This is a genomic window from Novosphingobium sp. BL-S-33 (genome assembly GCF_056857025.1).
Genome location: NZ_CM166475.1, coordinates 709894 through 736194, shown reverse-complemented (window position 1 = coordinate 736194; position 26301 = coordinate 709894). Strand labels below are relative to the sequence as shown.

The 26301-nt window shown below is 62.7% G+C and carries 23 protein-coding genes and 1 riboswitch; of the genes, 11 read left to right on the top strand and 12 right to left on the bottom strand.

The features are described 5' to 3' along the window. Window positions 1-25 precede the first annotated feature (25 nt). Entirely contained in the window at window positions 26-2365 is a 2340-nt protein-coding gene (locus AC1VVM_RS20015) for a transketolase (protein WP_482957210.1), read from the bottom strand. A 131-nt stretch (window positions 2366-2496) separates the two neighbouring features. Here AC1VVM_RS20015 and AC1VVM_RS20010 point away from each other — a divergent pair, with 131 nt between their 5' ends. From AC1VVM_RS20010 to AC1VVM_RS19995, 4 genes are all read left to right on the top strand, one after another. Then, window positions 2497-2970, top strand: coding sequence for an Lrp/AsnC family transcriptional regulator (locus AC1VVM_RS20010; RefSeq protein ID WP_132386278.1), 474 nt, complete (start codon window positions 2497-2499; stop codon window positions 2968-2970). 105 nt (window positions 2971-3075) lie between these two features. Next, window positions 3076-3825: an isocitrate lyase/PEP mutase family protein gene (locus AC1VVM_RS20005; RefSeq protein WP_482905499.1), complete on the top strand. Its 750-nt coding sequence runs from the start codon at window positions 3076-3078 to the stop codon at window positions 3823-3825. 123 nt (window positions 3826-3948) lie between these two features. Next, a riboswitch (cobalamin riboswitch) is annotated at window positions 3949-4189 on the top strand. 176 nt (window positions 4190-4365) lie between these two features. After that, a complete protein-coding gene (locus AC1VVM_RS20000; RefSeq protein ID WP_482957209.1) occupies window positions 4366-6393 on the top strand; it encodes a TonB-dependent receptor in 2028 nt (675 codons plus the stop codon). Window positions 6394-6742: 349 nt separating this feature from the next. Next, on the top strand, window positions 6743-7759 hold the full coding sequence (locus AC1VVM_RS19995) for a zinc-dependent alcohol dehydrogenase family protein (RefSeq protein ID WP_482905497.1): 1017 nt from the start codon (window positions 6743-6745) through the stop codon (window positions 7757-7759). Between the two features lie 117 nt (window positions 7760-7876). Here AC1VVM_RS19995 and AC1VVM_RS19990 read toward each other — a convergent pair whose 3' ends face one another. The 3 genes from AC1VVM_RS19990 to AC1VVM_RS19980 all read right to left on the bottom strand — a co-directional run bounded on the left by AC1VVM_RS19990 (window position 7877) and on the right by AC1VVM_RS19980 (window position 11502). Beyond that, the gene (locus tag AC1VVM_RS19990; protein ID WP_482905496.1) at window positions 7877-8539 is read right to left on the bottom strand and encodes a hypothetical protein; all 663 of its coding nucleotides are present in this window, start codon (window positions 8537-8539) and stop codon (window positions 7877-7879) included. 149 nt (window positions 8540-8688) lie between these two features. Continuing rightward, window positions 8689-10848 (bottom strand): putative bifunctional diguanylate cyclase/phosphodiesterase, encoded by a 2160-nt coding sequence (locus tag AC1VVM_RS19985; protein ID WP_482957208.1) that lies wholly within the window; start codon window positions 10846-10848, stop codon window positions 8689-8691. 405 nt (window positions 10849-11253) lie between these two features. Beyond that, window positions 11254-11502, bottom strand: a complete 249-nt coding sequence (locus AC1VVM_RS19980; protein ID WP_132386273.1) for a hypothetical protein — start codon at window positions 11500-11502, stop codon at window positions 11254-11256. 496 nt (window positions 11503-11998) lie between these two features. Between AC1VVM_RS19980 and AC1VVM_RS19975 the strand changes: the two genes are divergently transcribed. After that, entirely contained in the window at window positions 11999-12829 is an 831-nt protein-coding gene (locus AC1VVM_RS19975) for a DUF2092 domain-containing protein (RefSeq protein WP_482957207.1), read from the top strand. Between the two features lie 532 nt (window positions 12830-13361). Then, window positions 13362-13595, top strand: a complete 234-nt coding sequence (locus AC1VVM_RS19970; RefSeq protein WP_132386271.1) for a hypothetical protein — start codon at window positions 13362-13364, stop codon at window positions 13593-13595. A gap of 196 nt (window positions 13596-13791) precedes the next feature. Here AC1VVM_RS19970 and AC1VVM_RS19965 read toward each other — a convergent pair whose 3' ends face one another. From AC1VVM_RS19965 to AC1VVM_RS19945, 5 genes are all read right to left on the bottom strand, one after another. Further along, window positions 13792-14652 carry a bile acid:sodium symporter gene (locus AC1VVM_RS19965; protein ID WP_482957206.1) on the bottom strand — a complete coding sequence of 287 codons (861 nt, stop codon included), beginning with the start codon at window positions 14650-14652 and terminating at the stop codon, window positions 13792-13794. A gap of 42 nt (window positions 14653-14694) precedes the next feature. Then, the gene (locus AC1VVM_RS19960) at window positions 14695-15291 is read right to left on the bottom strand and encodes a hypothetical protein (RefSeq protein ID WP_482957205.1); all 597 of its coding nucleotides are present in this window, start codon (window positions 15289-15291) and stop codon (window positions 14695-14697) included. Beyond that, window positions 15288-16136 carry a DUF2092 domain-containing protein gene (locus AC1VVM_RS19955; RefSeq protein WP_482957204.1) on the bottom strand — a complete coding sequence of 283 codons (849 nt, stop codon included), beginning with the start codon at window positions 16134-16136 and terminating at the stop codon, window positions 15288-15290. The genes AC1VVM_RS19960 and AC1VVM_RS19955 overlap by 4 nt, the downstream gene beginning before the upstream one ends. 187 nt (window positions 16137-16323) lie before the next feature. Then, the gene (locus AC1VVM_RS19950; RefSeq protein WP_132386267.1) at window positions 16324-16701 is read right to left on the bottom strand and encodes a DUF1622 domain-containing protein; all 378 of its coding nucleotides are present in this window, start codon (window positions 16699-16701) and stop codon (window positions 16324-16326) included. A 20-nt stretch (window positions 16702-16721) separates the two neighbouring features. Further along, entirely contained in the window at window positions 16722-17687 is a 966-nt protein-coding gene (locus tag AC1VVM_RS19945) for a SphA family protein (RefSeq protein WP_482957203.1), read from the bottom strand. Between the two features lie 364 nt (window positions 17688-18051). On the opposite strand from AC1VVM_RS19945, the gene AC1VVM_RS19940 reads away from it, so the two are divergent. Beyond that, window positions 18052-18957 carry a hypothetical protein gene (locus AC1VVM_RS19940; protein ID WP_482957202.1) on the top strand — a complete coding sequence of 302 codons (906 nt, stop codon included), beginning with the start codon at window positions 18052-18054 and terminating at the stop codon, window positions 18955-18957. A 54-nt stretch (window positions 18958-19011) separates the two neighbouring features. Here the strand turns inward: AC1VVM_RS19940 and AC1VVM_RS19935 are convergent, their stop codons facing one another. Beyond that, window positions 19012-19869, bottom strand: a complete 858-nt coding sequence (locus AC1VVM_RS19935) for a hypothetical protein (protein ID WP_482957201.1) — start codon at window positions 19867-19869, stop codon at window positions 19012-19014. 287 nt (window positions 19870-20156) lie between these two features. On the opposite strand from AC1VVM_RS19935, the gene AC1VVM_RS19930 reads away from it, so the two are divergent. The 3 genes from AC1VVM_RS19930 (at window position 20157) to AC1VVM_RS19920 (ending at window position 22978) form a co-directional block, all read left to right on the top strand. Further along, window positions 20157-20807, top strand: coding sequence for a YidH family protein (locus AC1VVM_RS19930; protein WP_482957200.1), 651 nt, complete (start codon window positions 20157-20159; stop codon window positions 20805-20807). Window positions 20808-21028: 221 nt separating this feature from the next. Continuing rightward, on the top strand, window positions 21029-21958 hold the full coding sequence (locus AC1VVM_RS19925; RefSeq protein WP_482906761.1) for a formylglycine-generating enzyme family protein: 930 nt from the start codon (window positions 21029-21031) through the stop codon (window positions 21956-21958). 159 nt (window positions 21959-22117) lie between these two features. Beyond that, window positions 22118-22978, top strand: coding sequence for a sensor histidine kinase (locus AC1VVM_RS19920; RefSeq protein ID WP_482957199.1), 861 nt, complete (start codon window positions 22118-22120; stop codon window positions 22976-22978). Between the two features lie 35 nt (window positions 22979-23013). Here the strand turns inward: AC1VVM_RS19920 and AC1VVM_RS19915 are convergent, their stop codons facing one another. Beyond that, entirely contained in the window at window positions 23014-23664 is a 651-nt protein-coding gene (locus tag AC1VVM_RS19915) for a response regulator (protein ID WP_482957198.1), read from the bottom strand. Window positions 23665-23976: 312 nt separating this feature from the next. Between AC1VVM_RS19915 and AC1VVM_RS19910 the strand changes: the two genes are divergently transcribed. Further along, window positions 23977-24858: a bestrophin-like domain gene (locus AC1VVM_RS19910; RefSeq protein ID WP_482905484.1), complete on the top strand. Its 882-nt coding sequence runs from the start codon at window positions 23977-23979 to the stop codon at window positions 24856-24858. A 12-nt stretch (window positions 24859-24870) separates the two neighbouring features. Here the strand turns inward: AC1VVM_RS19910 and AC1VVM_RS19905 are convergent, their stop codons facing one another. Next, window positions 24871-26148 (bottom strand): BamA/TamA family outer membrane protein, encoded by a 1278-nt coding sequence (locus AC1VVM_RS19905; RefSeq protein ID WP_482957197.1) that lies wholly within the window; start codon window positions 26146-26148, stop codon window positions 24871-24873. Between the last annotated feature and the right edge of the window lie 153 nt (window positions 26149-26301).

Here is a 26301-nt window from a genome sequence, read left to right as displayed (position 1 = left end):
ATGCGCGGCGTAGCCGGATAAGCGGTCAATCCCCGAGGAACAGTTCCGCGACGGCATCGATGATCGCATCGGCATCGAGGCGATATTCGCGGTAGAGATCGATCAGGTCGCCGGTCTGCCCGAAGCGGTCGGTTCCGAGCGGACTGACCCGCATTCCCCTGACCCCGCCCAGCCATGAGAGCGCCCCTGGCGATCCGTCGAGTACGGTCACGAGACCCGCGCTAGGCGCGAGTGCCGACAGCAGTGTTTCCGCATGGCAGGGCCGAGCCTCGCCGCCATTCCAGCGCGCTGCCCGGCGCTCTGACCAGCCGCGATGCAGCAGGTCGGGCGATGTGACGTTGAGCAGCCCGATCCCGGGCAGGTCGTCGGCAAGCTGCTCCCACGCGGACAGCGCTTCCGGGGCGACGACGCCGGAAAAGACGATCGCCGCCTCTGCGCCGGGCCCGGGTTTCCGCAGCCAATACCCGCCCTTGAGCGCATCGCCCTCCCATGCCGCGTCCTCGCGCGTCACTTGCGGAATCGAGCGCGTCGAAAGGCGCAGATAGACCGAACCGCCGTCCGCCTCCTGCATATGTGCGAAGGCCCAGCCCATGATGAGCGCAAGCTCGTCCGCAAAGGCGGGATCGAAATAGGTCAGGTTCGGCTGCCCCATGCCGATCAGCGGTGTGTTGATGGACTGATGCGCGCCGCCTTCCGCCGCCAGCGTGAGGCCGGAGGGGGTGCCGACCAGCAGGAACCGCGAATCCTGATAACACCCGTAATTCAGCGCATCGAGCCCGCGCGCGATGAAGGGATCGTAGACCGTGCCCACCGGCAACAGTCGCGTGCCGAAATGCGGCGCGGCAAGCCCCAGCGAGGCGAGCATGATGAAGAAGTTGTTCTCGGCAATGCCCAGTTCGATGTGCTGTCCGGCGGCATGTCCCTGCCATTTCTGCGCGGAGGGGATTTTCGCTTTCTGGAACACGTCCACCAGTTCCTGACGGCGGAACAGCCCGCGCTGGTTGACGAAGCCGCCCAGATTGGTGGTCTGCGTCACATCCGGCGCGGTGGTGACGATGCGGTCGCCCAGTTCCTCACCGGACTTGGCGATGTCGAGCAAGATGCGCCCGAACGCGGCCTGTGTGGATTGCTCGGTGCCATCGGGAGTGATCAGTGCCGGAACCGCGACGGAGGGCGCCACCGGCTCGGCAGGCTTTCTTGCGAGCGCGGTGGTCTCGATGAAAGCCTTGAGCCGGGCTGCAACATTATCGCCCAGACCGCCCCACGGCTCCCATTCCTGCCCTTCGGCAATGCCCATGCTGGCGCGGAACTGCTCCATCTGGGGCTTGTTCATCATCCCCGAATGGTTGTCCTTGTGCCCGGCGAGCGGCAGCCCGTGCCCCTTGACGGTATAGGCGATGAACAGCGTGGGCCGGTCATCGTCGCAGGCATCGAATGCGCTGGTCAGAGTGTCGATGCAGTGGCCGCCGAGGTTGGTCATCAGCGCGGCCAGACTGTCGTCGTCGAAGCTCTCGATCAGTTGGCGTACATGGGCCTTCTCGCCGATATCGGCCATGAGCCGCGCGCGCCAAGCCGCTCCGCCCTGATAGGTGAGCGCAGCGAATTCCGCATTGGGGCAGCCGTCGATCCATTCCTCGATCGCCTTGCCACCGGGCCGCGCGAAAGCCTCGCGCTGCAACTTGCCGTACTTCAGCGTGACCACGCGCCAGCCGCAAGTCTCGAAAATGTCGTCGAAGCGGCGGAACATGCGGTCCGCCGTCGTGGCGTCCAGCGACTGGCGGTTGTAGTCGACGATCCACCAGCAATTGCGCAGATCGTGCTTGTAGCCTTCGATCAGGCACTCGTAGATATTGCCCTCGTCCAACTCGGCATCGCCCATCAGCGCGATCATCCGGCCTGCGTCTTCCTCGCGCACCTGGCCGTGGGCGATCAGATAGTCCTGCACCAGACTGGTAAAGGCCGTGACTGCCACGCCAAGACCCACCGATCCGGTCGAGAAATCCACCGGGATCGCGTCCTTCGTCCGCGAGGGGTAACTCTGCACGCCGCCCAGCCCGCGAAAGCGCTGCAAGTGGTCGAGGCTCTGGTTGCCCAGCAGATAGTGAATCGCATGGAGCAGCGGTCCGGCGTGCGGCTTCACCGCAACCTTGTCTTGCGGGCGAAGTGCATGGAAATAGAGCGCAGCCATGATCGCCGTCATCGAGGCGCAGCTTGCCTGATGGCCGCCCACTTTCAGTCCATCGCGCTTCTCGCGAATGTGGTTGGCGTTATGGATAGTCCAGGCGGAAAGCCACAGCAGTCGCTTTTCCAGCGCCTCAATCGCGCTGACGATTTCGGCCCGATCATGTTCGACGATAGCCGCCATATTTCCGTCTCTCCCGTACTTATTGCGAAGGAGAATAGGCCGGATCGCTGAGGCAGGTCCTTGCAAAACCATGCGCGATGCGCTGCACGGGTGGCAGATAGTGCCAAATCTAGATAGCCGGAGAGAATTATATGCCAAATTCGTCGCTCGATCACTTCGACAGGCGTATTCTCGACGAAGTGCAGATCAATGGCCGCGTGACCAATCAGGACCTGTCGGATCGGATCGGGCTGTCCCCTTCGCCGTGCCTGCGGCGCCTGAAGCAGCTCGAAAGCGACAACGTGATTACCGGCTATGTTGCGCTGGTCGATCCGGAGGCTGTCGGCTTGTCGGTAACCGCCTTCGTCCGCGTGCGGCTCGATCAGCAGGACGATCACCATCTGGCATTGTTCGAAGACGCGGTGACAAGCTTTCCGGAAGTCATGGAATGTTATCTGATGACCGGGGAAGCGGACTATCAGCTTCGCGTTCTGGTGCCGTCGCTGAGCGCGTTCGAGGATTTCCTGCGCGCGCGGCTCACCCGGATCAAGGGCGTGGCGCAAGTGACGACCAGCTTCGCGCTGCGTCCCGTCGTATACCGGACCGCGCTGCCGACCACGGCGTGAGCCTGCCGGACAGGGGCGAGCGGTTCATCCTCCGCGAGGAACGGAATGTCTTTGCGCTGGCCCACAGGCCAATCGTGGATATTCTCCGCACCAAGGAGAACCACGATGCCGACCACTTCCGAGAAGCGAGCCGCGTTCCGCAAGCTGCATGAGAGCGGGTTCTTCATCATCCCCAACGCCTGGGACGGGGGGAGCGCGGTGCGTCTCGCCAAGCTGGGTTTCAAGGCGATTGCCTCCACCAGCGCGGGCGCCGCGTGGGCTGCCGGCAGGGACGATGGCCAGCTCAGCCGTGACGAAGTGCTGGACCATCTCGGCATGCTGGTCGCCGCGACCGACCTGCCGGTCAATGCCGACTTCGAGAACGGTTTTGCCGACTATCCGGACGAGGTGGCCGCGAACGTCGCGCTGGCGGTGGATACCGGCGTTGCGGGCCTATCCATTGAGGATTGGTCGGGCCATAGCATGTACGACCTTGGCCTTGCGGTAGAGCGCATTGCCGCCGCGCGGGCGGCAATCGATGCGATCGATCCGGCTGTCATGTTGATCGGCCGCAACGAGAATTTCCGGGTGCCGGGCATGACTGCGAAGGAGAGTATCGCCCGAGCGGTCGCCTATGCCGAAGCCGGCGCGGATTGCCTGTTCGTGCCGTTCATCCTCGATCTGGGCGCCGTTGCCGAACTGGTGTCGGCCGTTGCGCCCAAGCCGGTCAATGTCGTCATCCACGACTACGATGCGAGTATTCGCGCTTTCGCGGATCTGGGCGTGCGGCGGTGCAGCGTCGGGGGGAGCCTTGCCAAGCGCACCTGGACGGCATTCGACGAAGCCGCCGCAGCGCTCAGACGGTGCGAGCCGTAAGCGCCCCGAACACATCTCCTCAGCCCGAAAACATCGCCGGAACAATCCGAAACGCGCTTCCTGCCCTTGCGTCCGCCTGCGGGGCAAGTTAGCAGGCGCCGTCTTTCCGCGTCCTGTGGACCGGAAGGGCAAGATCGCGCCGGTGCCTTGAAAGAGGCTTAATAGGGAACGCGGTGAGGGGGCTCGCCCCTGAATCCGAGGCTGTCCCTGCAACTGTAAGCGGCGAGCGCGATGCACATCGCGGCAGGGCAAGGACGCCTGCCGCAGCCACTGGGCCGGACGCTAAGTCATGCGGGGCCTGGGAAGGCCGTGCATCGTGCCGTGACCCGTGAGCCAGGAGACCTGCCGGCGTCTGGTCGCTCTCGCTTTGGCCCAGGGGATGGCCGGGGCCCGGTGATTTTTCCGTCTGAGCGACGAACGAGCGGTGGAGACCGCATCGGTTCGCGTAACGGTCGCCTCGGGCGTCCGGCCGTCCACGCGCGCCGACCGTCGCAGGCGGCAGGTCTCTGCCGGTAGTCGCAAGACGCCGGGGAAATATTGATGACTTTCCGTATAACTGCATTTTGCGCATGCGTGGCCCTGTGCGCGATTGCTTCCACTCCTGCCCTTGCGGAGGACGCGCCTTCCGCGTCGGACGCTGGAACCGCCGAAGAAATCGTGGTCTTCGGCCGCGGCGAGGCGAAGATCGGTGAGGCCCATGCCGCCAGTGAGGGCAGCGTGGCAGGCTCGGACTTGCTGGTCCGCCCCCTGCTTCGCGTCGCCGAATTGCTGGAAGCCGTGCCGGGCATGGTCGCCGCCCAGCATTCGGGCAGCGGCAAGGCAAACCAGTACTTTTTGCGGGGCTTCAACCTCGATCACGGGACCGATTTCACGACCTATATCGACGGCGTGCAGATGAACTTGCGCACGCACGGCCACGGGCAGGGCTATCTCGACCTCAACGGCCTGATCCCCGAGATCGTCGCCCGGGAGGATTTCCGTAAAGGGCCCTATCGCGCGGATGGCGGCGATTTTGCGCTGGCGGGCGCGGCCTACATGACCACTATCGATGGGTTCGACCGGCCTTGGGTCTCGGTGGAAGGCGGTTCCTACAATGCGGGGCGTCTCGCAGCGGGCGGCACGATCAAGGATCTGGGCAGCGGCGATCTCACCCTTGTCGGGCAAGCCAAGCGCTATGACGGGCCCTGGGAAGAGGCCGAGCATCTGCGCCATTACGCGGTTTTCGCGAAGTACGCGGTGCCGCTTGGCGAGGGAAAGCTGGAAGCCTCGCTCCACGCCTATCACGCCACCTGGCGGCCGACCGAACAGATCCCCGAGCGCATCATCGGCTCGGACATCTGCCCCGATGTGTTTTGCTCGCCCGATCCTTCCGCGCGCGGGCGGACCACGCGTTTCGTCGGCAATGTCGGCGTGACGCAGGCCAGTTGGAGCGCAAACCTCTACGCCCAGTACTACGACTGGAACATGTACTCGAACCCCACCTACAGTGACCCGGACGGCACCAGCGCGCAGATCGAGCAGTACGACAAGCGCTGGGTCACCGGCCTCACCGCGCGCAAGCAGTGGGAGCTTGCAGATAGCCTGCAATTCACTGTCGGAACCGAAAATCGCTACGACCACATTGGCAGCGTCGGCGTGAATCGCACGGCGGATCGAGAGCTGCTCTATTCGCTCGGCCGCTATCATGTCGAAGAGCTTTCCGGTGCGCTCTACGGCGAAGCGATGTGGAAGCCGCTGCCCGGCCTGCGCCTGACCGGCGGGCTGCGCGGCGATTACTATCACTATTCGGTGCGCGCACGCGATGCGGCGGCCGCCGCGCTCGGCGAGGGCAACGGGCACGATTCCATCGTTTCGCCCAAGTTCTCGGCCGCGTATGAAGTGACGCCGCAGTTCGAAGTCTATGCTAACTGGGGCCGGGGCTTCCATTCGAACGACGTGCGCGGTGCGGTCAATGTGGATACGCCGGTGCCCGTGCTGGTGCGCGGCACCGGCAAGGAACTGGGCGGCCGCCTCCAGATCGGCAAGTTCTCGCTGACGGGCACGTATTGGTGGCTCGATGTGGCCAGCGAATTGCGCTTCGTAGGCGATTCCAACGCGGTGGAGCCCACCGGCGCCAGCAAGCGCCATGGCTACGAGGTGGTCGCCTTCTGGCGTCCGCTGCCGTGGCTGGCGCTCGACGGCAACTATACCGAGAACCACTCGCGTTATGACAATGGCGATCGCATTCCCAATGCCTTCGAGAACGCCGCCTCGGCGGGGGCCTCGATCGTGCTCGACCCGTGGGAAGCCAGCATCCGCGTCCGCCATCTCGGGCCCTATCCGCTGGTCGAGGACAACTCGGTGCGCGACCAGGGCAGCACCGTCGTCAACGCCCGCGCCGCGTGGAAGGGCAAGAAGATCGAGATCTATGGCGAAGTGCTCAACATCTTCGACAGCCGGGACAAGGACATCGCCTATTACTACGAATCCTATATTCCCGCATTCGACGCCGACGGACCGACCGATGGCCGATTGAGCCGTGTGATCGAACCGCGCACCTTCAAGATTGGCGCGCGCTACACATTCTGAATGCAAGGCGTACCGCGGAGTTTGCTCCGCGGTACGACGCGCCCGTCATGCCCGTCATCCTGAACTTGTTTCGGGATCCATCTGGCCGCCAACGTGGGTGTTTCGGGAACCAGCCGATATCCCGGCCTGCCAAGGCGACGGCGGTGCGGGCGGAGAGATGGACCCTGAAACAAGTTCAGGGTGACGATGTGTGGAGTACAGGTTGTACTTCCTGTCGAATGCGGAATTGCCGGATTTGAGCCCGCGATTGATCGGCAGGGCGGTGTCATCACGGTTGTGGCAGGTTCGCGTCTGGACCCCGTCCCGAACGCAAACTACCCCCTGACCGAACGAACCGAGGGGACATCGAATGAAGCGCGCAAGAGCGATGCACATCCGCCAACCGGCGGGGCTGGATCACCTGGAACCGGGCGAAGTCGATGTCGTTTCGCCCGGTCCCGACGAGATCCTCGTACGCCTTCGCGCGGCGTCGCTGAATTTTCGGGACGATCTTGTCGTGCGGGGCGTGTTCCCCGCGAAGGACGGGCTGATCCCCTTGTCCGACGGCGCGGGTGAGGTGGTCGAGGTCGGCTCGGCGGTCTCCGGCTTTGCCGTGGGGGACGCGGTCGTCAGCACTTTTCATCCCAACTGGCGCGACGGTCATGTCGAGCGGGCGGAGCTGAACAATTCTCCCGGCGGTCCGGCAGACGGTTATGCCTGTGAATTCGCGACCCGGTCAGTGTCTCACTTCACGCGTGCCCCCGCCGGTTACACGCATGCCGAAAGCGCGACGCTCACTTGCGCCGGTGTCACCGCCTGGCGCGCGGTGGTGACCGATGGGCAGGTCCGCCCCGGTGAGACCGTGCTGGTGCTGGGCACCGGCGGCGTGTCGTTGTTTGCGTTGCAATTCGCCAAGGCTGCCGGCGCCACAGTGATCGCGACCTCTTCAAGCCGCGAAAAGCTGGACCGCTTGCAGGAACTGGGCGCGGATCATGTCATCAATTACCGCGAGGATCCCAACTGGGGTGCCGCAGTGCTTGAGCTTACTGGCGGGCTGGGCGCCGATCATGTCATCGAGGTCGGCGGGCCGCACACGCTTCCGCAATCGTTGGTGGCGGCGAGGACGGGCGGTCACATTGCTATCATCGGGGCAGCGGCAGGCTTCGATATCGACACGATGCCGTTCGCGATCGTGCAGGCTAAGCGCCTGCGGCTGCAAGCCGTCACCGTGGGTAGTCGGCGCGATCAACTCGACATGGTGCGCGCGATCGAGGCGCACGGAATACGGCCGGTGATCGACCGGAGCTTTCCGCTGGAAAAACTGCCCGACGCTTTCGGCTATCTCAAGACCGGGCAGCATTTCGGCAAAGTGGTGATTGCCATCTGAACGGCGGCACTGGCTCGCTCATCCATCCGATCTTCCATCAGGGTATACTTGTGGGAGGTCGGGTGGGGGAGCGGGCCGGTGCCGCAAAATTCGCCCGTGGCGAATTTTCAACCGGGCTCATCCGTGCTTTTGTATGAGCGGTGTCTGTGCCCGGATCGCGACAAGGAGACCGTCAAGATACTTCTCGGCCTCGGCCGCGTCACTTTCGGGATAGGCGGCGGTCAGTCGTCCGCTCCAGTAGCCGTAGTTCGCGGTGGTCAGACTGAAGCGCCAGGGAACATTGTTCCGGTTACCGCTGAAGATGCCGCGATAGGCATCGAGGTTCGGGTTGTTCGGCACGGTGACCGGGCCTTCGGAGACGATCTGGGGCGCCGAGAAGTGCGACATCGTCTGCTGCCGCATGATCGTGTAGTGATCCTTGGCAGGCATATCGTCGATATGCACCACGGCCATTCGCACGATGAGGTGGTCCTTGCCCTCGTTCAGCAAGTGATCGTAGCCGATCGCGACATAGTCTCCGCTCGTATCGAAGGCCTGTTCCTTGAGACGGGTGAAGCCTTCCACTTGTGCCGGGAAGCGAAGCCCACTGGAGACGTGGATCAGCGTGGTTCCGTCAGGCGCGAACTTGAAGCCTTCCGGCACTTCGCTTCCGGTCACTTTCTTGGCGGCGGCCTTGGTCGTGTGCACTGCGTTGGCGGGCGAAGAAGACGCCTGAGCCGCCGATGGAGCGGTGAGCAGAAGGCCCAGAAGGGCTACCGATGCAAGTGGCAAGGGCGACATCGCGTTGGCTCCTGTGATCGAGAGACTGAACGAACAGATTGCCTTGAATGAAACAGGCTTCCGGAATTGTGAAGAGTATTATGACGCGGCCATGAAATTCGATGTCGATAAGCGATCATTTGGTGGAAAATTCACCGAATGATCGCAGGTCATGCGGGGTGCGATTGCGTCTCCGGTCCCAGCGCGGCGCAAAGTTCTTCGCCCGAGGTCGGCCGCCCGAAGTGCCAGCCTTGCAAGCGGGTACAGCCCGCCGCGCGCGCGATCCGCGCCTGTTCCTCGGTCTCCACGCCTTCGGCCGTGACTTCTGCGTCGAAGGCATTGGCCAGCGCGACGATGGAGAGCATCATCTCGCGCGAGCGGGCATCGCGGCTGAGCGGCGCGACGAAGGCCTTGTCGATCTTGATCCGATCCAGTTTAAGCCTTTGCAGGTAGCCGATGCTCGCATAGCCGGTGCCGAAATCGTCCAGCGCGATCCGGACGCCGAGTTCGCGCAGCCGGTTGATCACTTGCGCGGCCTTGTCGGGACGGCGCAGCAGCAGGCTTTCCGTGATTTCCAGCTCCAGCCGCTCAGGCGGGAACTGAGTTTCCTGTAGCGCATTGCGCACGTCGTCCAGCAGGTTGTGGTCCCAGAACTGTACCGGCGAAATGTTGACCGCCAGTTCGAGTGCGGTCTCCCGCATGGCCAGACAGGCCTGGTAGAGCACCTGACGGCCGACCGCGTTGATCAGGCCGCTCAGTTCGGCAATGGGAATGAAGACATCCGGCGGAACGTCGCCGTGTTCGGGGTGGCGCCAGCGCACGAGCGCCTCCACGGCCACGATCCTTGCATTGTCGGACGCGACGATGGGCTGGTAATGGACATAGAGTTCCTTGCCGGCGATTGAGGCCTGAAGGTCCCGCTCCAGCTTCATTCTCAGCAGGTGGCCTTCGTCCAGATTGACGGCATATTTGCGGGTGCAGTTCTTGCCGTCCCCCTTGGCCGCGTACATAGCCACGTCCGCGCGGCGCATCAGTTCGTCCTGTCCTTCCGGCCCCACATCGGCCGCATCGGCACAACCGATGCTGATGCCCAGCGTGACGCGATAGGCGCCGATGACGAACGGGGCCTCGAACGAGCGGATGATATTCTCGCAGATGCAGTCCGCCTCCCGCGCCATGTCGCGGGAGAGCAGGACCGCGAATTCGTCTCCTCCGGCCCGCGCCACGAGTTCGCCCTCGGCAATGCTGCGAACCCGCGCGGCGGCTTCTTTCAGCAGGAGGTCTCCGGCGGCGTGGCCGTAGACGTCATTGGCGTCCTTGAACCCGTCGAGGTCCATGAACAGGAGCGTGAGATCGTCCCCTGCGGCGAGGTGGGCGGAAATCTGGGATAGCAGGGTCCGCCGGTTGGGCAGCCCGGTCAGCGAATCGTGACCCGCGTGGTGGCGAGCGCGCAATTCGCTTTGCCGAAGCGCTTCGATCGTGCGGCTGTTGTTCTGGAAGATTAGTATCGCCGCCGCCACCGAGAGCAGCCCCAGCGCGACGATGGCCGGCGCCACTTCCCGCAGCAGCCGGGTTCCCGGTTGATGGGGCGCCCACGCCAGCCAGCCGAGTGTCGTGCCATCGGTTCCCTTCAAGGCAACCGATGCGGATGACGGCTCTGGCGGCGCGAGGCTCAACTTCACGGTCGAAAGGCGCAGTTCCTGTGCGATCCGGGCCAGAGTCGCAGCATCGATGGCATGGGCGATCACCAGCATGAACGTCGGCTGGTCGGCCGGGATCGAGACTTTGGGTGTCAGGGGAACGATGGCGGCAGTGGAATAGGTGACGATGCGATTGCCCTGGCGGCTGAAGCCCGCCTCGATGGGGCTGCCTTCGCGCGGCATCTTTCGCACTTCGTCTATCGAGCGGGTGAATGCCGGGCCGAGCGTTTCCTGCGCGGCGTGCGCGGGGGCGTGAGGGTGCCTGAAGCTGTAGATGGTCTCATCCCGGCCATTCAGGATGAAGATGTCCTCATAGCCCTGAATTCGGCCGAGATAGGCAACGACGTTGTCGTCAACCCAACCTGGTTGCAGGCCCATACTGATATGGCGGACGGCATCGTCCCACTTCGCATAGTCCTGCAAATCGTGCTGGACCCCCACCGTCAGAGTGCGCACGGCGCCTTCCACGGCCTGTTGTTCGCGTTGCTGTTCCAGACCGTCCTGCGCGCGCGTGGTGAGCGCGATCAGGAACAGAACAGATCCGAAACAGGCGAGGAGCAGCAGGATGACCGGCCAAAAATGCCTTGCCTTGAGCGTGAAACTCAGACGTCTCAGGACAGGATGAGTCATGAAGGACATGTTTCGGAACTAGAAATCACCTCTTAAATTATAGTTCCACTTGGCCTCGGTTGGTCGAATTCGATCAGGTTTCCTGCGCGGGCGAGCGGCGCCAAGTTAGGCGCAATTATGTTTTGCATGATTTTTCGGCCGCAACTGATTGAGTCGGAAGTGTTTTGGACTGCCAATCGCCGGGATGCTATTGCGATTTTTCGGAGGGTGCGTGCCGCGATTGGGGTTTCCGCCTGCCGGTGCTGGCGCCGGGGAGCCTCTTCGCGAGGCGCCGGTTGCCGCAAGCCATGCTCCCCGCACCCGCTCAGGCTGAGCTTGTCGAAGCCACTGCGGGCGTGGTGGGAGGTCCGGATCCTTCGACAAGCTCAGGATGAGCGGGGTGGGGAAGGAGAGAAGAGGGGGTATCTATTCCGCTGCGGCGGCAAATTCCGTTGCGCACTCGATTGTCTTGCGCACCACCATGGAGTCATGTTCGAGGAAGACGCGCTCAATTTCTGAGCGTTTCTCGAAAATCAGCTTCGCCACGCCTGCCGTCATGCCGCCTTCGTCACCGACGCGGCCGAGCACACCCGCGAGATCTTCGAGAGTCGCTTTTTCGGGGCTTCCGTGAAGCCCTCCCTTCGAATCGCGATAGGCTACGCACTCGGTTGCCATTGCTTGCCCTCATGACAGTAATAAATTGAACGAGATGCGGCGAATTCCGGAGCCGAGCCACCGAGCGGATTTCGGGAGGATACCCCAAGGAACATGCCTGTTTGTCTCAAATATGCAGGTATAATTCCAGACATAACTGCGGCTAAAATTGATGATGGATAGACAAATTTGATCCATCGGCGGTCGCCGTTTGTGCTGGTGAGCGGAAGTTTACCATTGCGATGGCAAGTAATTCAGCGGCTTGCACTTTTTTCCTTTTCGTAACACCCACGAACCACCCCGGCGGATGCATGTGGATAAAACACCGCATCGCTTCGGCGTGCCGGGGACCTGTCAGCCGTGGAGAATGGATTGACGGAAGGCCTCATGCCATTCGCATCAAGGGGTTCCTGCCGCTGGGGCAAGGGGTCCGCCCGGCCGTTCATCCGGATAAACCCCGATGGCAACGGATGGCGCCGTGGGAGAGGCTGGGCACCGCTCAAAGCGGAGGCCTTGCATGCGATCAACTCATTCTGGTGCGGCTGTCGGAGCCCCGGCGCTGACTGCCGTTCTGACAGTGGCGCTGGCCCTGTCGGCCGTCCCGGCAAACGCGCAGGACAATGCCACTGCCGCGCAAGACACCCCATCGGCGGCTCCATCTTCGGGTAACGACACGCTCGTACTCGATCCTGTCGCGATGTCCGCGCTCAAGGGGATGGGGGCCTATCTCGCCTCTCTCCAGAAGTTCGAACTGCACACACATGCCACCGTCGAGACCACGCTTCAGGACACCGACCTGTCGGTGCATTTGGGTTACGAGGGGACGTACTACGTGCAGCGGCCGACCGGATTCTTCGTCCAGATGAAATCGGACCGGACCATCCGCGAGTATATCTATGACGGCAAGACTTTCACGGTGAACGTGCCGCGGCAGAAGTTCTTCAGCACCGTCGCCGCGCCGCCAACGATCCGCAAGACGATCGACAAGGTCTATCTCGATTATGGCATCAGCCTGCCGCTGGCGGACTTGTTCTACTGGGCGGACAATCCCACTACGGACGGGATCCGCAAGGCGGTGCGTATCGGTTATGCCAACGTCAACGGGCAGGACTGCGACCAGTTCGCCTATCGCGGCGATGACCTCGACTGGGAGCTGTGGATCGCGCGCGGCAAGGCGCCGCTGCCGCTGCGTATCGTCGTGACGCACCGCGATACGAACCCGCGCGGTTCCTACAGCGCGGACCTGACGTGGAATACGTCTCCCAGCTTCGATGCAAGCCGCTTCAAGTTTACGCCGCCCGATGGCGCGAAAAGCATAAGCCTTGCGGCCGCAACAGGGGAGCAGTGACATGCGCAAGAAAAGGTCCTGCCAGCTCATCGCCGCCACCAGCGCGCTGCTGCTGGTCGCGACGGCCCTGACTCCGGCTGAAGCCCAGCGCCGTTTCGGCGGCGGGGGCGGCATGCGCGCCGGCGGCGGCTTCCATGCCGGAGGCGGCATGCGCGGCGGCATCTCTCCGGGCCGCGCGCCGGACAATTTCCATGCACCCGGAAGCGGGGGTGGGGGCATTCACAACCCCGACATTCCCCGGGTGCCGCCGCCGTCGCCGGGACCCCATCCCGGACCTGGACCCAATCCGGGACCCAATCCGGGCCCAAATCCGGGACCGCATCCCGGACCGGGCCCCGGTCCTGGCCCTCATCCTGGGCCAGGACCCGGACCTGGACCTGGACCTGGACCTGGACCTGGACCTGGACCTGGACCACATCCGGGCCCCGGCCCCGGCCCTGGACCGCACCCTGGACCGCCTCCTCCTCCTCCGCCGCCCGGTTGGGGCTGGGGTTGGGGCTGGGATGACGATCCTTACTGGGATGCCGTGGGCGTGGGGATGATCGCCGGCACGACGGCGGCCGTGGTCGCCAGCAGCGCTGCGAACAACAACACGACCGTGGTGATCAACACCATGCCCGTGGGCAGTGTCGTGGCTGTGCTGCCGCCCAATTGCGCGCAAGTGACGCGGGCGGACGTGACGTACTATTCCTGCGACAACGTCTGGTACAAGCCGCAGTACCAAGCGAGCGGCGTCACTTACCTGATCGTGAACCCGCCCGAATAAGGCCCAAAGCACAGGGTTGGAGGCGCTGCGAGCCATTATGCTCGCAGCGCCTTTTCTTTGTGCGAATGTTAGCCCAAGAGCCCGCCATCTCGGCGTTTTTTTTTGGGGGCGACGAAGCGGGAAAGGGGTAGCGAAGAGCGTTAACCGCACTCTCGAAACGGCGCGCGTTCATCCGGCGCCGCTTTCTGCCAGTTCTTCAGGCGAGACTTCCGGCGCTCTTTCTGCTGAGATAGTGCAGGAACGGAATGCCGATCAGGGTCGAGACGACCAGCGACAGCACCACCGCTGCCGGAACCAGCGGCACATTGGGTATGGTCTGGGTAACGATGGCAAGCGCGACGCCGGGATGGCGCGTCGATGCGGCCAAAGAGAGTGCGGCCTTGTCGCCGCGATCGGGGCCGCCCAGCCAATAGCCCGCAGCAAGGCCGACCACGGCCATCACCGCAAAAGCGACCAGCGTTCCGTTACCCACCAGCCTCCAAAACGCGGGTGCGAGAATGATGACGAAAGCGACCACCACCAGCAACAGCAGAATGGTGCCCACCTTGCTGACGATTGCGCTGACGCGCGGCACCGCGCAGCCGAACAGGGGCTGCGCCAGCAGGCCGAGGACGAGCGGGATCAGCACCGAAATCGCCAGCGGCTTGACCAGCGCCAGCGGCGATATCGAAACGTCGAGCGAAAAGATGCGCGAGGCGATGGCAATCCCGATCGGGGCGACGAACAGCGAAACGATCGTCGCCCCGAACAGGAGGCCGGTTACATAACAGCTCTCGCCGCCGGCCTTGATCTGCTTGCCGGGCAGGATCGGCGGCAGCGGAGAGAGCGCCATCGCCGCAACGGCGATGACCACCGGCCGGGGCAGATCCACAAGGTAGATCATCAGGAACGCGGCGGCCGGGACCAGCACGAACATGGCCACGAAAGCACCGAGGCCCAGCCGCCAGTGAATGACCAGATACATCAGGTCACTCACTTTGGCGCGCAGGGCCAGCGCGAAGAGCAGGAGCACCACGCTCAGGACGGTGGCGAGCTTGACGACGACGAGAAGGCTCATACCGTTGCTCCCGTAGCCTTGCGCGGAGCGGCGTCAGGGCCCTCAGCGCGGCGGATTGACGACGACGTACTGGACCGACGATCCCGCATATTGCGGTTGATACCAGGTGTTGCCGCATTGCGAGTAGCTGATACCGTTGACCACGACGGTCGAGCAGCTCGGCGGAACCGACCGTACGATGCTGCCTACGACGGCGGCGGTGACGGCGGCCGTCGCGATCGTCGCGGCCGGGTGCCAGTGATCGTCCCAATCGTCCCAGTCGCCATGACCGTGATAGTCATTGTGGACGTTGACGTTGACGTCGCGATTGACGTTCCGGTTGACGTTGCGATTCACGTTCCGGTTGGCGTTGTGGTTGATGTTGCTTGAAGCCCCGCCGCGCGCGGCGGGACGGCCGCCGCCGCCCATGTTCGGATGTGCGCCGCCGCCGGCATGGCCGCCGCCGCCGGCAGGTCTCCCGCCTCCGGCATGTCCGCCGCCGCCTCCACGCTTGGGAGCAAGCTCGGCAACCGGCAGGGCGCCCGCGCCGTCAAGTGAAGTTCCGACGGCATGGGAAGCGGGCGCGGCGAGCGGCGCTCCCTCGAAGGCCAGCGCAAGCGATGCAGCCAGTGCCACGCCGCCGTTCAGCATCATGCTCATTGTCCTTCTCCCTTGGCAGGCGTCATCTTCGAGACATCCGCAATGTTGATGCGATTGGCACCGGACGGCGGCACGAAGGTAAAGTTCTCACTCGCCGAAAGCGGAGTCAGGTCCCAGGTCAGCAGGGCCGTGTACTGCGGCATCGTCGGATCGTCCTTGTTGGTGATCACGATCTTGCAGGGCAGACCTTGCGATCCCTGATCGATCCACAGTTGCCAGTCGACGTGTTCCTGCCGGAACGCATAGTGCATGCACTGCTTGCCGCCGACCTGCTCAGGCCGGACGATCATCGCCTCCTGAATGCGGGAGCGGATCTTCTGGTCGGTGCTCCAGGTGAACAGGTCCGCCAGCGGGATCTCGATATCGAATTGGGACTGCGCCTTATCGACGGTCAGGCCGATCGTCGAAGGTGCGGCGAAGTCGGCATAATAACCCAGCTTCGGCGCGAAGATCGTGAAGATCTTGCCGTCATAATACATCTCGCGCGAACGGGTGTCGGCGGCGACGATGATCCTGAACGCATTGGGCCGGCGCACAAACGTGTCGACCGTTCCGCCGAACTGGATCTTCTGGCCGGTCACCAGCACCACTTCGGTGGTGACGTCGGACCGGACGTGGAACGAGGACAGCGCCTGAAGCGCGGCGCTCATCTTGTCGACCGCCGCCATGGCGGCCGGATCGATGGGGGCGCTGGCATCTGCGCTCGCCGCCGATGACGCGGCGCTTTGGGCCTGCGCGGGGAAACTCGCACCTGCCGCGGTGCCAAGCATCGCGATGATCAGAAGGCCGCGCCGCAGTGGACCTGAACGTAAAGAGCCGGAACGCAGTGAGCCGGGACTGGCCATGACCTCTTCCTTTCCTTGATCGGTGTTTCGGTTTCGATTTCAATATCGCGGGCCGGACAAAAGGAGCGAAGCGTGACAGACGCCGCGTGAACTCTCCCACTATCTGCGTTCCATCGGCAAACCCCATCGGGGTTTTTGCTGAGGCGGCAGGGTTAGAACCCTTTGGCCGGGGCCCGTTGTTTCCTTGTCAGGAGCGGATTTCTTCCGCTCTCGCCGCCGCGGCCATGGCTTCCTTTTCGGGCGCGAATTCGTCGATGTCGCGCTCAAGGAAAAAGCTGAGGCCTGTGCGGATCGCGGCGATCGCCGCCAGCTTGCCGACATCGTCCCAGGTCGGCGCGATGGCCGTCCTGATGATGTCGGCGCCCAGCGCGAATTCCAGCGCCAGCACGATCCACTGCGCGAACTGCATCCAGACCTGGCGGCGCGTCCATGCGTTGGGGCGGCGGGTGAGGCGTACGGCCATGCGGACCAGCGCCTCGGCCGCGCCGTAGACCACGATGAGCGCGACCACCGTCTCCAGAATGAGCGCGGAGGATGAGGCAAAGAGGCGAAGTGTGTCTTCCATCTGCGGCGTCCTCCGGGCCTTTATTGCTTGGGGATGTTCATTTTCAGCGGGATCGAGAAATCCAGCCAGAACGAGTCGCCCTTGAGGCGGTTGGTGGTGTCCAGTTCGTGAAAGATGCGGGCGCGGAACGTCGCGGGTGTCCGCGCCATCATGACATTGAGCGCGGCTGTACCGCCCACGGCGACCGCCTCGCCCTTGAACGATCCGAGCGGGCCGACGTCGCTACTGACCTGCTTTTGGTAGTAGGTCTGGACGCCCAGCGAGAACTTCTTCGACAGCGCCTTTTCCACGGCGCCTTCCAGATGGATCTCGTCGCCGCTGCTATAGTCGGTCACATCGTTCCGGCCATTGAACGTGTAGCCGCCCTTGGCCGAAATGTCCCAGCCCGACTCAGTATCGTGCCAGCTGAGGGCCACGGACTGGTCCACGACCCAGCGGTGCAGCGAAAGGTTGGCCAACTGGTTCTCGCGGTAATTGCCGACCGGGACGCTCACCAGGGTGGATAGCTGGGCGTGCAACTTCTTGCCATGCCAGCCGAGCATCACCGTTCCCACCGGGTCGCCGGTGGTAAGCGCGGTATCGCGCCGGTTCGCCGAAAAGACCCCGCCATTCGGGCCGGTCAGCACCGCGTCCGCGCTCATCATCGGCGCGCCGAAGGGCATGATCCCGCCGATGGCGATCGTCCCGCCGAGGAAATGCGTCGAGGGCACGAGGAGAATGGTTTCGAAGTCGGCGACGATCGTGGCATCGAGACCGGCGACGATCTTGCCGTTCAGCGGAAACTCGCGGTTCGCGCCGATGCTGCCGTCGTAGACGTAGATCGTCTTGTCGTAGAAAACGCCCTCGACCGGGGGCATCACGGCGGTTCCGGGACCGCCGGACCCCAGGAGGTAGAGCGAAGTTCCGCCCTCGGTCGCGTGCGCCGCTCCGGGCAGCCCGAGCGACAGGACCGCCAACGCGGCCGATGCCCTGTATAGTGCCCTCATGTTTGTTCTCCGCAGACCTATCTTCGGCTGCGAATCTACACACTCGAATAGTGCTGCTTTATCGGGATAAACCCTTGGGAACCCCGCCGGGCGTTCCCCGGCCCGCAGCCGTGACGATTACGGGGTATCGCGGACGACATGCCGGGATTGCATGTGGTTTTCCGTAGCGAATGCGGGCGCCGGGCTTAGGGGCTTACCCTAGGTAGTCCTAGGGAAAGCCCCGATACGCGCGGTGCCGGGCGGAACATATTCTCGTATCAATCAAGAACTCTTGAGATAGCTTCAAATTCTTGGCTTTGCCTGATAAATTGCCACCGTGATCAAGCGTCCATTTCCAGTTGCCCCATCCTGTCAGGAGCCGACCATGGGAAACGAAATAGTCGAAGTGATTTCCAACCGCTTGCGTCCAGTCGGCGTGGCGACAAGTCAGGCGCGGTTTGCGGTGGCCCGTCGCCGGCGGGCGGCAGGCGTGCTCGGTGCGGTCGTGGCGACATGCGCGTGCCAGCTGCCCGCGCATGCGCAGACGCTCGATAACAATTACTGGATCAGCGGGATGGCCTATTTCCCGCGGGTCGCCACCAATGTCCGCGTTTCCACGCCGGCGCAGGTCCTTCCCAGCACCGACATCAGTCTGGAAAAGGATCTCAAGCTGGACAAGAACGATGTGCTGCCGTCCTTCACAGGCGGTGCCCGGTTCGGCAGGTTCATCGTCGGCGCCGATTACTACAAGCTCAAGCGCAATGGCGAAGTCTCGCTGGCGAACGACATAACGTTCGACGGCGTAACCTACCCGACAGCCGCGCACGTCAGCAGTGGTTTCGACAGCACGATCTATCGCCTGACGATTGGCTATGCGATCGTCAAGAAGCCGGATCTCGAACTGGGGGCGGGGATTGGTCTGCACGCCACCGATTTCGTCATCTCCATTGCGGGTGAGGGGTCTGTCGGGAATGAGACCGCCCAATCCGAAGTCCGGCGGCGCAAGGCTCTCGCGCCATTGCCGACACTTGGTCTGTTCGGCACCTACAAGGTTGCCCCGCGCGTCGAGCTGAATGCAAGGGCGGACTATCTTTCGCTCAACATCGGCGATTACGATGGCCGTCTGCTAAATTTTCAGGCCGGCGCGAATTACAATGTCCTGAAGAATGTCGCGATCGGCGTGGCCTATCGCTACGTTGACTACCGGCTGGGGGTCGACAAGGACAGCTGGAACGGCCGTGTGCGCTACAAGCTATACGGTCCCGCCGTGCAGCTTCAGGCCTCTTTCTGACGCTGAGAGGCCTGCCAGCGATTTCCGGAGCCGGGCCTATGGCCCGGCTTCATTTCATTTCGGAAACAGGAACGTGACGACAAAGCGCGCGCCCCACTCGGGGCCGCCCACCGGGCGTTCCGCATAGTAGCGCGCGCCGACCGTGAGGTTGACAGGCTGCTTGCCGAACTTGACCACATGACCCACCGAGAAATTGATCGGGACTACCCAGTTCTTCGCCTTCCAGTCGTACGTGGTCTCGGTGTTGAGCGTGAAGCTGGTGGAATCCGGCATGGTGTGCGTGACAAACGGCTGGAGGAAAGTCTGGCTGACGTCCGTGCCGGAAGACTGGCCGGCAAACGACCAGATGTGGTTGGCGAGAATGCCGAAGGTCAGGCCATGTCCCTGCTTGAGCACGACGGCGGTCGGACCGGCGCCGAACTTGCGCGCGCTGAAGGCGTCGGCCCCGGATGGCCACAGGATTGCCGGGCCCACGCCCCAGACCAGGCCGTTTCTGGCCTGCTTGGGGGACAGGAAGAAGCTCTGCGTAGTATCGCCGAAGCCTGTTGCGCCGTCCTCGCCTCTGACAGTGGAACCCTCGCTGATGAACGGCAGGATGGTCCGGATGATGAGGTTCCAGTTGCTGCCCACACTGACGGGAATCACCGGTTGAAAGTTGAGAGTGAAGCGATCGCCGCCACGCGGGCCGTAGCAGCAGTCGTAGTTCGTCTGGAACGGCACCGAAATGAGGTTCGAGACGGGGTTGGCGAGTTGTTGGGCCAGCGCGTGGGCATCGGAGGCCGGTGTGGCGGCATTGTCGCTTACGGTGGCGGGCGCGGGCTTATCGTCCTGCGCGTGCACCGCCACAGGGGCAAGGCCGATTCCCGCAAGCGCAAGGAGTGCAAGTCGTGACGTCCATGTATGCGATGTCATCTGCACCTCCCTAGATCCCTGAGGCGGCCATGTTTTTGGCCGATTTTCGATCCGCCATTGTCCGGCACCGGTGCGGACATGCCATTGGTGTTTTCCCTAGGCTTGGGGGGATGGAACCCCGCGCATTGAATCGGCGGCATTTTCGCGATTGCGACAGAAGGCCGGCTTTAAGGGCAAGCCCGCCACGGGCTGGGGAATTACCCTGATTGTCGAGCCAGTTCCCTGAGGGGAAAAGTGCCTAGTCTCGTGCCAACTCAACCCCCAACGACATCAGGGAACGCACACGCATGGCCCAATCACCCAAGGAAACGCCGCTCATCCGCCCGGATCGATTCACGGAAACGCCGGTTCCGCCGATGCCGGATGTCGGTACGGCGAAATCCGAAGAAGCGTCGACGATCTATTCGCACTTCCGCACTGGCCTGTCGCGGCATCGCACCGGGCTTTCCGAGCATCGCACCGATCTCTCGGAATACCGCACCGACCTTTCGCGGCACCGCACAGACCTGTCGGAAAACCGCACTGAGATGTCGACGCGGCGAACCGGGATGTCGATCCAGCGCACACGGATGTCGGCGGATCGGACGCTGATGTCGGAAATCCGTACGTCTTTGTCCATGATCGGCTTCGGTTTCACGATCTTTCAGGCCTTCAAGCGACTCGCAGACGCCGGGACCATCACCAATTCCCGCGCGCCCGGAAACTTTGGCGGCACCCTGATCGTTCTCGGGATGATTATTCTTGTCGGCGGGATCTGGCGGCACATCCAGTTCGCCAACGAATTGCGGGCCCGCCGGAAGGAGATGATCGCTGACGGATTGCTGCACGGAGACAGCGCCTATCCGATCTCCGTCACGCTCGTTGTGGCGATTGGATTGATGATTGTCGGGCTCTTCGCATTGGTGAGCGTGGTATTTGATATCTCGGCATTCGGATGATCCGTTCCCTGAGTACGTCGAAGGGAAAAATGCAATCGCGTCAATTGCGGTCTAGGGGTTATTACCGATGACAAAGGGCAATTACTGATGGTAACACTACTGAAATTAGGTCCGCGTACTTAGGGTGTACCGTGGGCCTTGGGTAAACCATCAGGAGGATTTCGGTGCGGGAAGCTTCCGATACGGCCATGCAGGCCCCTGCCGCAGTGGCCACTGACGGAATGGTCTTCGTGCCCGGAGGAACCTACTGGATGGGTTCCGACGAGCACTATCCCGAAGAAGCGCCCGCCCATCCTGTGAACGTCGACGGTTTCTGGATCGACGCGACGCCGGTCACCAATCGGGACTTCGCTGCTTTCGTTTATGCGACGGGATATGTCACGACGGCGGAAATCGCGCCGAATTCGGCCGACTACCCGGGCGCTATTCCGGAAATGCTGCGGCCCGCCTCGCTTGTGTTTTCGCAACCTGACCGGCCGGTACCCCTCGACAACATCGGTTATTGGTGGGACTACCGCTTCGAGGCGGACTGGCGCCATCCGTTGGGGCCTGGCTCATCGATCGAGGGGCTGGAAAACCACCCGGTGGTCCACGTTTCCTATGACGACGTTCTGGCTTACGCGAAATGGGCGGGCAAATCGCTTGCCACCGAGGCTGAATGGGAACTGGCCGCGCGCGGTGGCCTGGAACGCGCCGAATTCGCTTGGGGCCACGAACTGATGCCCAATGGGCGGCCGATGGCCAACACCTGGCAGGGGAATTTCCCGAGTGAGAACCTGCTGGAGGACGGCTATCTGCGTACCTCGCCGGTGGATGCGTTTCCGGCCAACGGCTACGGCATTTTCGACATGATCGGCAACGTCTGGGAATGGACGAGCGATTACTTCGCGGCAGTGCATGAGGTCGTGACGACCAAGCCTTGCTGCGCCCCGCGCAATCCGCAAGGCGCTGCACGTGAACGCAGTTTCGATCCGGCGCAGCCCGAGATTCCCATTCCGCGCAAGGTGCTCAAGGGGGGCTCTCACCTCTGCGCACCCAATTATTGCCGCCGCTATCGGCCCGCCGCGCGCCATGCGCAGCCGATCGACACGTCGACCAGCCATGTCGGCTTTCGCTGTGTCGTGCGCCCGGTCGATGACACCGCCGTGTAGGCAATTCGGCTCCGCGGCTATCCATCGGGAAATTTGCAAAGGGACTGGAAAATGACTTAATTTTTGATCGTTGGGTGGGTGATGTAAAAGTTGCAATAGGAAAAAAATCAGGGGTCGCGCTGTCGATTGTGATGTGATTTACAACATCGAGGCGCCCAAATGGCTTTCAGCGAACTCTCTTATCTCATCGAGCGTCTGGCCGGCGACATGTCGGTCGATGCGCTTGCTGCCGAAACCTGCACGCCGGAAGACGTCCGTGTAACCTTGCTAAGGGCACGCGACGATGAACGACGGCGGCTGGCGCGCGATCTTCATGACGTGCTGGCGCAGAACCTTTTCATCCTGGAACTCGAATTGCAGTCCCTGCACGACGGCAGGGCCGAGTATCGCGAGCGTGCACACCGCAGCGCGAAAAGCACGATCGGTGAACTCCAGCGGCAGATCCGCTGTTTCAGCTACCTACTACATCCCCCCGAACTGGAGAAATTGGGACTTGCCGACGCGCTGGATACACTCGTCTCCGGCATGGCCGCACGCACCGGGATCGACGTGGAATTCGACACATGTGGTTATAAACCTGGCGCCTGCCATGAAACGGAGCTGTCGCTGTTCCGCGTGGCACAGGCAGCGTTAATGAACGTCTTCAAGCATAGCGGCGCCTGCAGTGCGCAAGTGCGCCTTACATCCCGGCGCAACTGGATCGTCCTGTGTGTGCGGGACTATGGACCCTCGGATGGTCATGGGACGAAGCCGCCGGTGGATCCGCGTGACTGCGGAGTCGGCCTGAACGGGATGCATGCCCGCATGGCGGGCCTGTGCGGCCGCTTCACGGTCCGTTCGAGCCACGACGGGACCGTGGTCACCGCGATCGCGCCGCGACGGCTTGGCAACGATTGCGCGATGGACGCTGCCCTGTTCGAAGACCGGGATGCGTTCCCGCTTCGCGCGCAAACCGTGCCGCGTCAGGCCGATGTCTTGCGCGTTATGAACGTCATGCCCGCGATCGCGGGCAGTGGCTAAGGGCCACGTAGAGTGCGCTGATCAGGGCCCCGCGATCAGGGCTCGATAATGTTGTTGCGCACGGCATAGCGCACCAGCCCGGCGGTAGTCTTGATATCCAGCTTATGCATGGCCGAGGCGCGGTGCGTCTCGACCGTCTTGATGCTGAGCCCCAGAATTCCTGCAATCTCCTTGTTCAACCGCCCTTCGGCGATCAACTGGACGATCTCCCGCTCGCGCGTGGTCAGTTGCGAGCTACTGGAACTGCGCGTGGACGCCTCTACGAAGCGGTCGAGCAGTGTCTGCGAGACATTCCCGGAGAAGTAAGGGCGTCGCACTGCCAGCGCTTCGACTGCCGAGATCAGGTGCTTGGTCGCATCCGACTTGAGCAGATAGCCGCGCACACCGGCCGTCAGTAGTTCCGCCAGAATATCTTCGCGATCATGCATGGTGAAGATGAGTATTTCGACACGTGGAAGTTCCCGCTTCACCGCTCTTGTTATTTCGAGGCCGTTCATCATCGGCAGTGAAAAGTCGAGAATGGCGATGTCAGGCTGTGTCGATCTGATCAGTTCAAGTGCATCCCTCCCATTGGAAGCCTCCCCGACGATCCGCCAGTCGGGATTTACGGACAATGTGGATCGCACACCGAGACGAATAGCCTCGTGGTCGTCCGCTATTACGATACGCCTGACTGGGCTACTCATCGCCTCCTCGTGGATGCGGCGCGCGGTGCGGGCCTGAACTGTTCGGAAAATGTTTCATCGGACAATTGAACTGTGTCGCCTATCGGGAAAACCCCTCATCCCGGCCTGCGCAATCCCCGGCCGCATCTGAAAGAAACAGGGAGAAGAGCTGAGCTGACTTGCTGAAGTTGCGATGGTGTCGATGCTGTTTTCCCTCACGCCTCTTATGTTTTTGAACGGCGCTATCCCTTCTTGGAATTTCCCAGGGTTTTTACGGATATTGAGGGAATTGGGGGAGTGTCAAGCTGTTACTTCTGACAACGGAGCACAGCTATGTCGGTAATAGGCCATTGGTTGCTTGTCACCCCGATCTGGATCATCGGCATCGTGCTCTACGGCGCGATGATCGTCGCGGCATGGAGCGGGTGGAAGCTGCGCAGCGTCACGCGCCGCGGGAAAGCGGCGGCTGCCGGTAGCGCCCCGGGAGACGAGGATGAGCAGGTCAAGGACGATCATGCCGAGCTTGGCTATATCGTTTCGGCCGTGATGGGCCTGCTGGCGCTGCTGGTCGGTTTCACTTTTGCCCTGGCGATCGACCGCTTCGATACCCGCCGCGCGATGGTTCTGGACGAGTCCAATGCGATCGGCACGGCCTACTTGCGCACCCAATTGCTCGACGAGCCGCATCGCACGAAGATCAGTACCTTGCTGCACAACTATACGGAGAACCGCATTGCGCTCGCCCGCGAACCTATCGGTCCGCGCCAGGTGGACCTGTTGGGGCGCAGCAATGCGATGATCACGCAGCTCTGGTCGGATACTGTCGATGCCTTCCCGACGATCGCCGGAAAGCCGTTCTCCACGTCCTATATCTCCTCGATTAACGAGATGATCGATGACGATGCCAAGCGCCAGCAGGCGCGCCGTGCGCACGTTCCGCTTGAAGTATTCATCCTGCTGGTGGTCTATCAGACCGCTGCCGGGGGGGTGCTGGGCTACGTGCTGGCCGGACGGCGGGGGCGGATCAGCGCCGCGATGCTGCTCTTGCTGTTCGGCGGGGCCTTGCTGCTTGTCATCGATATCGACCGTCCGACATCAGGCGGCATTGTCGAGGATCAGGAGCCGATGATCCAGTTGCTGGACATGATGAAGGCGCAGCCGCCGGGCAGCTTCGGAAGCGCGCCCGCCGCGGCAGCGGTGCCGCAGGGACACTGACCCTTTGCAGGGTCAGTCGAGTCCGAAGGACCAGGCGTGGCCGAATTGCAGGTAGAACACCGCGCCGCCCGGTCCGTAGGCCACGTCTATGCCTGCATCGAGGCCCAGTTTCCGGGCAAGGCGATAGCGAAAACCACCGCCACCGGCGAAGATCGCGCCTGAATTGTCGAAGGTCCGTTTGCCGCCGTCATCGGTAAAGCCAAGCCCGGCAAAGGCCAGGATCGACCATCGGTCGCTCAGCCGCCGCGTCACTTCCAGTTCGCCGCTATAGGCGGTGGCGCCTTGGTAGCGCGAAGCCTCGACCCCGCGAATGTTGATGGCGGGCGCGAAGAACACCGGATAATTGTTGCGCGCGGCATCAATCTCCAGCTTCGCGCCGACGTCCCAAGCCGGCGAGAGCCGGTGAAAGCCGTAGCCGTGAAGCTCGTATATCTGAAAGTCACGGTCGCTGCCGAAGGCACCCGTATTGAACTTTCCCTCTGCGTAGACATTCAAGCCCTCGGTTGGCGACAGCACATTGTCCCGACTGTCGAAATGCACCCCGAAGCCCAGCGCGCCAGTGTTCAGCTTGTGGTCGAAATCGGGCGCGAAGCTGTCGGGCAGCTTCGGCCCGTCCGGATTCTGCTGGAAATCGAGGCTCGAATGGAGCTGGCGGAAGTCGAAGACCGGCCCGAACGAGAAACGCCGGTCGGCCAGATGCAGGCGAAACGAACCGACTGCGCCGTAGTCGTAGCGGTTGGTATATTCGATGCCGTCGGGCAGGAAGGCGGGGTAGATGTTGAGATTGATCTTGCCCCGGCCGACACCGAATTTGTAGCTTACTTTGCCGTCCCACCACGATCCGGAGCGGAAGAACCCGTAGCCGTAGGAGCCGTTCCCGGTCTTAACCGCGCCGACCATCGTACGCGTTATACCGCTCTTACTGTCCTTCGGCAGCTTGATGAACTGGGCGATGAGGCCGAAGCCGCCGTCCACCGCCGGTTCGGTGATGATGACCGGCATCGGTAAAAACCCGCCCTTGGCGAGCGTGTTCGAGAAGTCGAACTTTCCGTCCTTCTCATCGAAGAACTTCCGGTGGAACTTCGATTCCTTCTTGGGTTGCGGGGCCGCGCCGTCGGCTGTGGTATCGGCCGCAGTGTCGGCAGGTGCTGCGGTCGTGGCCGTCACCGGCTGTATACCGGGGGCAGGTGCCTCCTGCGCCCACGCGAGGCTTGCGGGAAAGACGAGAAGCGAACCGGCGCCAAGCCGGGCGAGCACTCGTACGAGCGAACGGTGTTGCCATGGTGCCATGCCGAAATCGTCGCCCCCTGCCGTGGATGAAGCTGCGGAACTTCAAAGCTTAAGGCGCTTGGGGCGGCGACCTATCGGTAGTTCACCTGAGATTGCGAGGTACTGGCATGACCTTTTGCCGCATTGCGGCGATATGCCCGGCAAGCTCAGGGT

What these genes read in the sequence shown, in the direction of transcription:
- AC1VVM_RS20010 (WP_132386278.1), top strand. Translation starts at nt 2,497, where the DNA reads ATGCCAAATTCGTCGCTCGATCACTTCGACAGGCGTATTCTCGACGAA.
- AC1VVM_RS20000 (WP_482957209.1), top strand. Translation starts at nt 4,366, where the DNA reads ATGACTTTCCGTATAACTGCATTTTGCGCATGCGTGGCCCTGTGCGCG.
- AC1VVM_RS19925 (WP_482906761.1), top strand. Translation starts at nt 21,029, where the DNA reads ATGGTCTTCGTGCCCGGAGGAACCTACTGGATGGGTTCCGACGAGCAC.
- AC1VVM_RS19990 (WP_482905496.1), bottom strand. Translation starts at nt 8,539, where the DNA reads ATGTCGCCCTTGCCACTTGCATCGGTAGCCCTTCTGGGCCTTCTGCTC.
- AC1VVM_RS19930 (WP_482957200.1), top strand. Translation starts at nt 20,157, where the DNA reads ATGGCCCAATCACCCAAGGAAACGCCGCTCATCCGCCCGGATCGATTC.
- AC1VVM_RS19915 (WP_482957198.1), bottom strand. Translation starts at nt 23,664, where the DNA reads ATGAGTAGCCCAGTCAGGCGTATCGTAATAGCGGACGACCACGAGGCT.
- AC1VVM_RS19975 (WP_482957207.1), top strand. Translation starts at nt 11,999, where the DNA reads ATGCGATCAACTCATTCTGGTGCGGCTGTCGGAGCCCCGGCGCTGACT.
- AC1VVM_RS19940 (WP_482957202.1), top strand. Translation starts at nt 18,052, where the DNA reads ATGGGAAACGAAATAGTCGAAGTGATTTCCAACCGCTTGCGTCCAGTC.
- AC1VVM_RS19910 (WP_482905484.1), top strand. Translation starts at nt 23,977, where the DNA reads ATGTCGGTAATAGGCCATTGGTTGCTTGTCACCCCGATCTGGATCATC.
- AC1VVM_RS20015 (WP_482957210.1), bottom strand. Translation starts at nt 2,365, where the DNA reads ATGGCGGCTATCGTCGAACATGATCGGGCCGAAATCGTCAGCGCGATT.
- AC1VVM_RS19935 (WP_482957201.1), bottom strand. Translation starts at nt 19,869, where the DNA reads ATGACATCGCATACATGGACGTCACGACTTGCACTCCTTGCGCTTGCG.
- AC1VVM_RS19995 (WP_482905497.1), top strand. Translation starts at nt 6,743, where the DNA reads ATGAAGCGCGCAAGAGCGATGCACATCCGCCAACCGGCGGGGCTGGAT.
- AC1VVM_RS19985 (WP_482957208.1), bottom strand. Translation starts at nt 10,848, where the DNA reads ATGACTCATCCTGTCCTGAGACGTCTGAGTTTCACGCTCAAGGCAAGG.
- AC1VVM_RS19965 (WP_482957206.1), bottom strand. Translation starts at nt 14,652, where the DNA reads ATGAGCCTTCTCGTCGTCGTCAAGCTCGCCACCGTCCTGAGCGTGGTG.
- AC1VVM_RS19945 (WP_482957203.1), bottom strand. Translation starts at nt 17,687, where the DNA reads ATGAGGGCACTATACAGGGCATCGGCCGCGTTGGCGGTCCTGTCGCTC.
- AC1VVM_RS19950 (WP_132386267.1), bottom strand. Translation starts at nt 16,701, where the DNA reads ATGGAAGACACACTTCGCCTCTTTGCCTCATCCTCCGCGCTCATTCTG.
- AC1VVM_RS19905 (WP_482957197.1), bottom strand. Translation starts at nt 26,148, where the DNA reads ATGGCACCATGGCAACACCGTTCGCTCGTACGAGTGCTCGCCCGGCTT.
- AC1VVM_RS19980 (WP_132386273.1), bottom strand. Translation starts at nt 11,502, where the DNA reads ATGGCAACCGAGTGCGTAGCCTATCGCGATTCGAAGGGAGGGCTTCAC.
- AC1VVM_RS20005 (WP_482905499.1), top strand. Translation starts at nt 3,076, where the DNA reads ATGCCGACCACTTCCGAGAAGCGAGCCGCGTTCCGCAAGCTGCATGAG.
- AC1VVM_RS19960 (WP_482957205.1), bottom strand. Translation starts at nt 15,291, where the DNA reads ATGAGCATGATGCTGAACGGCGGCGTGGCACTGGCTGCATCGCTTGCG.
- AC1VVM_RS19955 (WP_482957204.1), bottom strand. Translation starts at nt 16,136, where the DNA reads ATGGCCAGTCCCGGCTCACTGCGTTCCGGCTCTTTACGTTCAGGTCCA.
- AC1VVM_RS19920 (WP_482957199.1), top strand. Translation starts at nt 22,118, where the DNA reads ATGGCTTTCAGCGAACTCTCTTATCTCATCGAGCGTCTGGCCGGCGAC.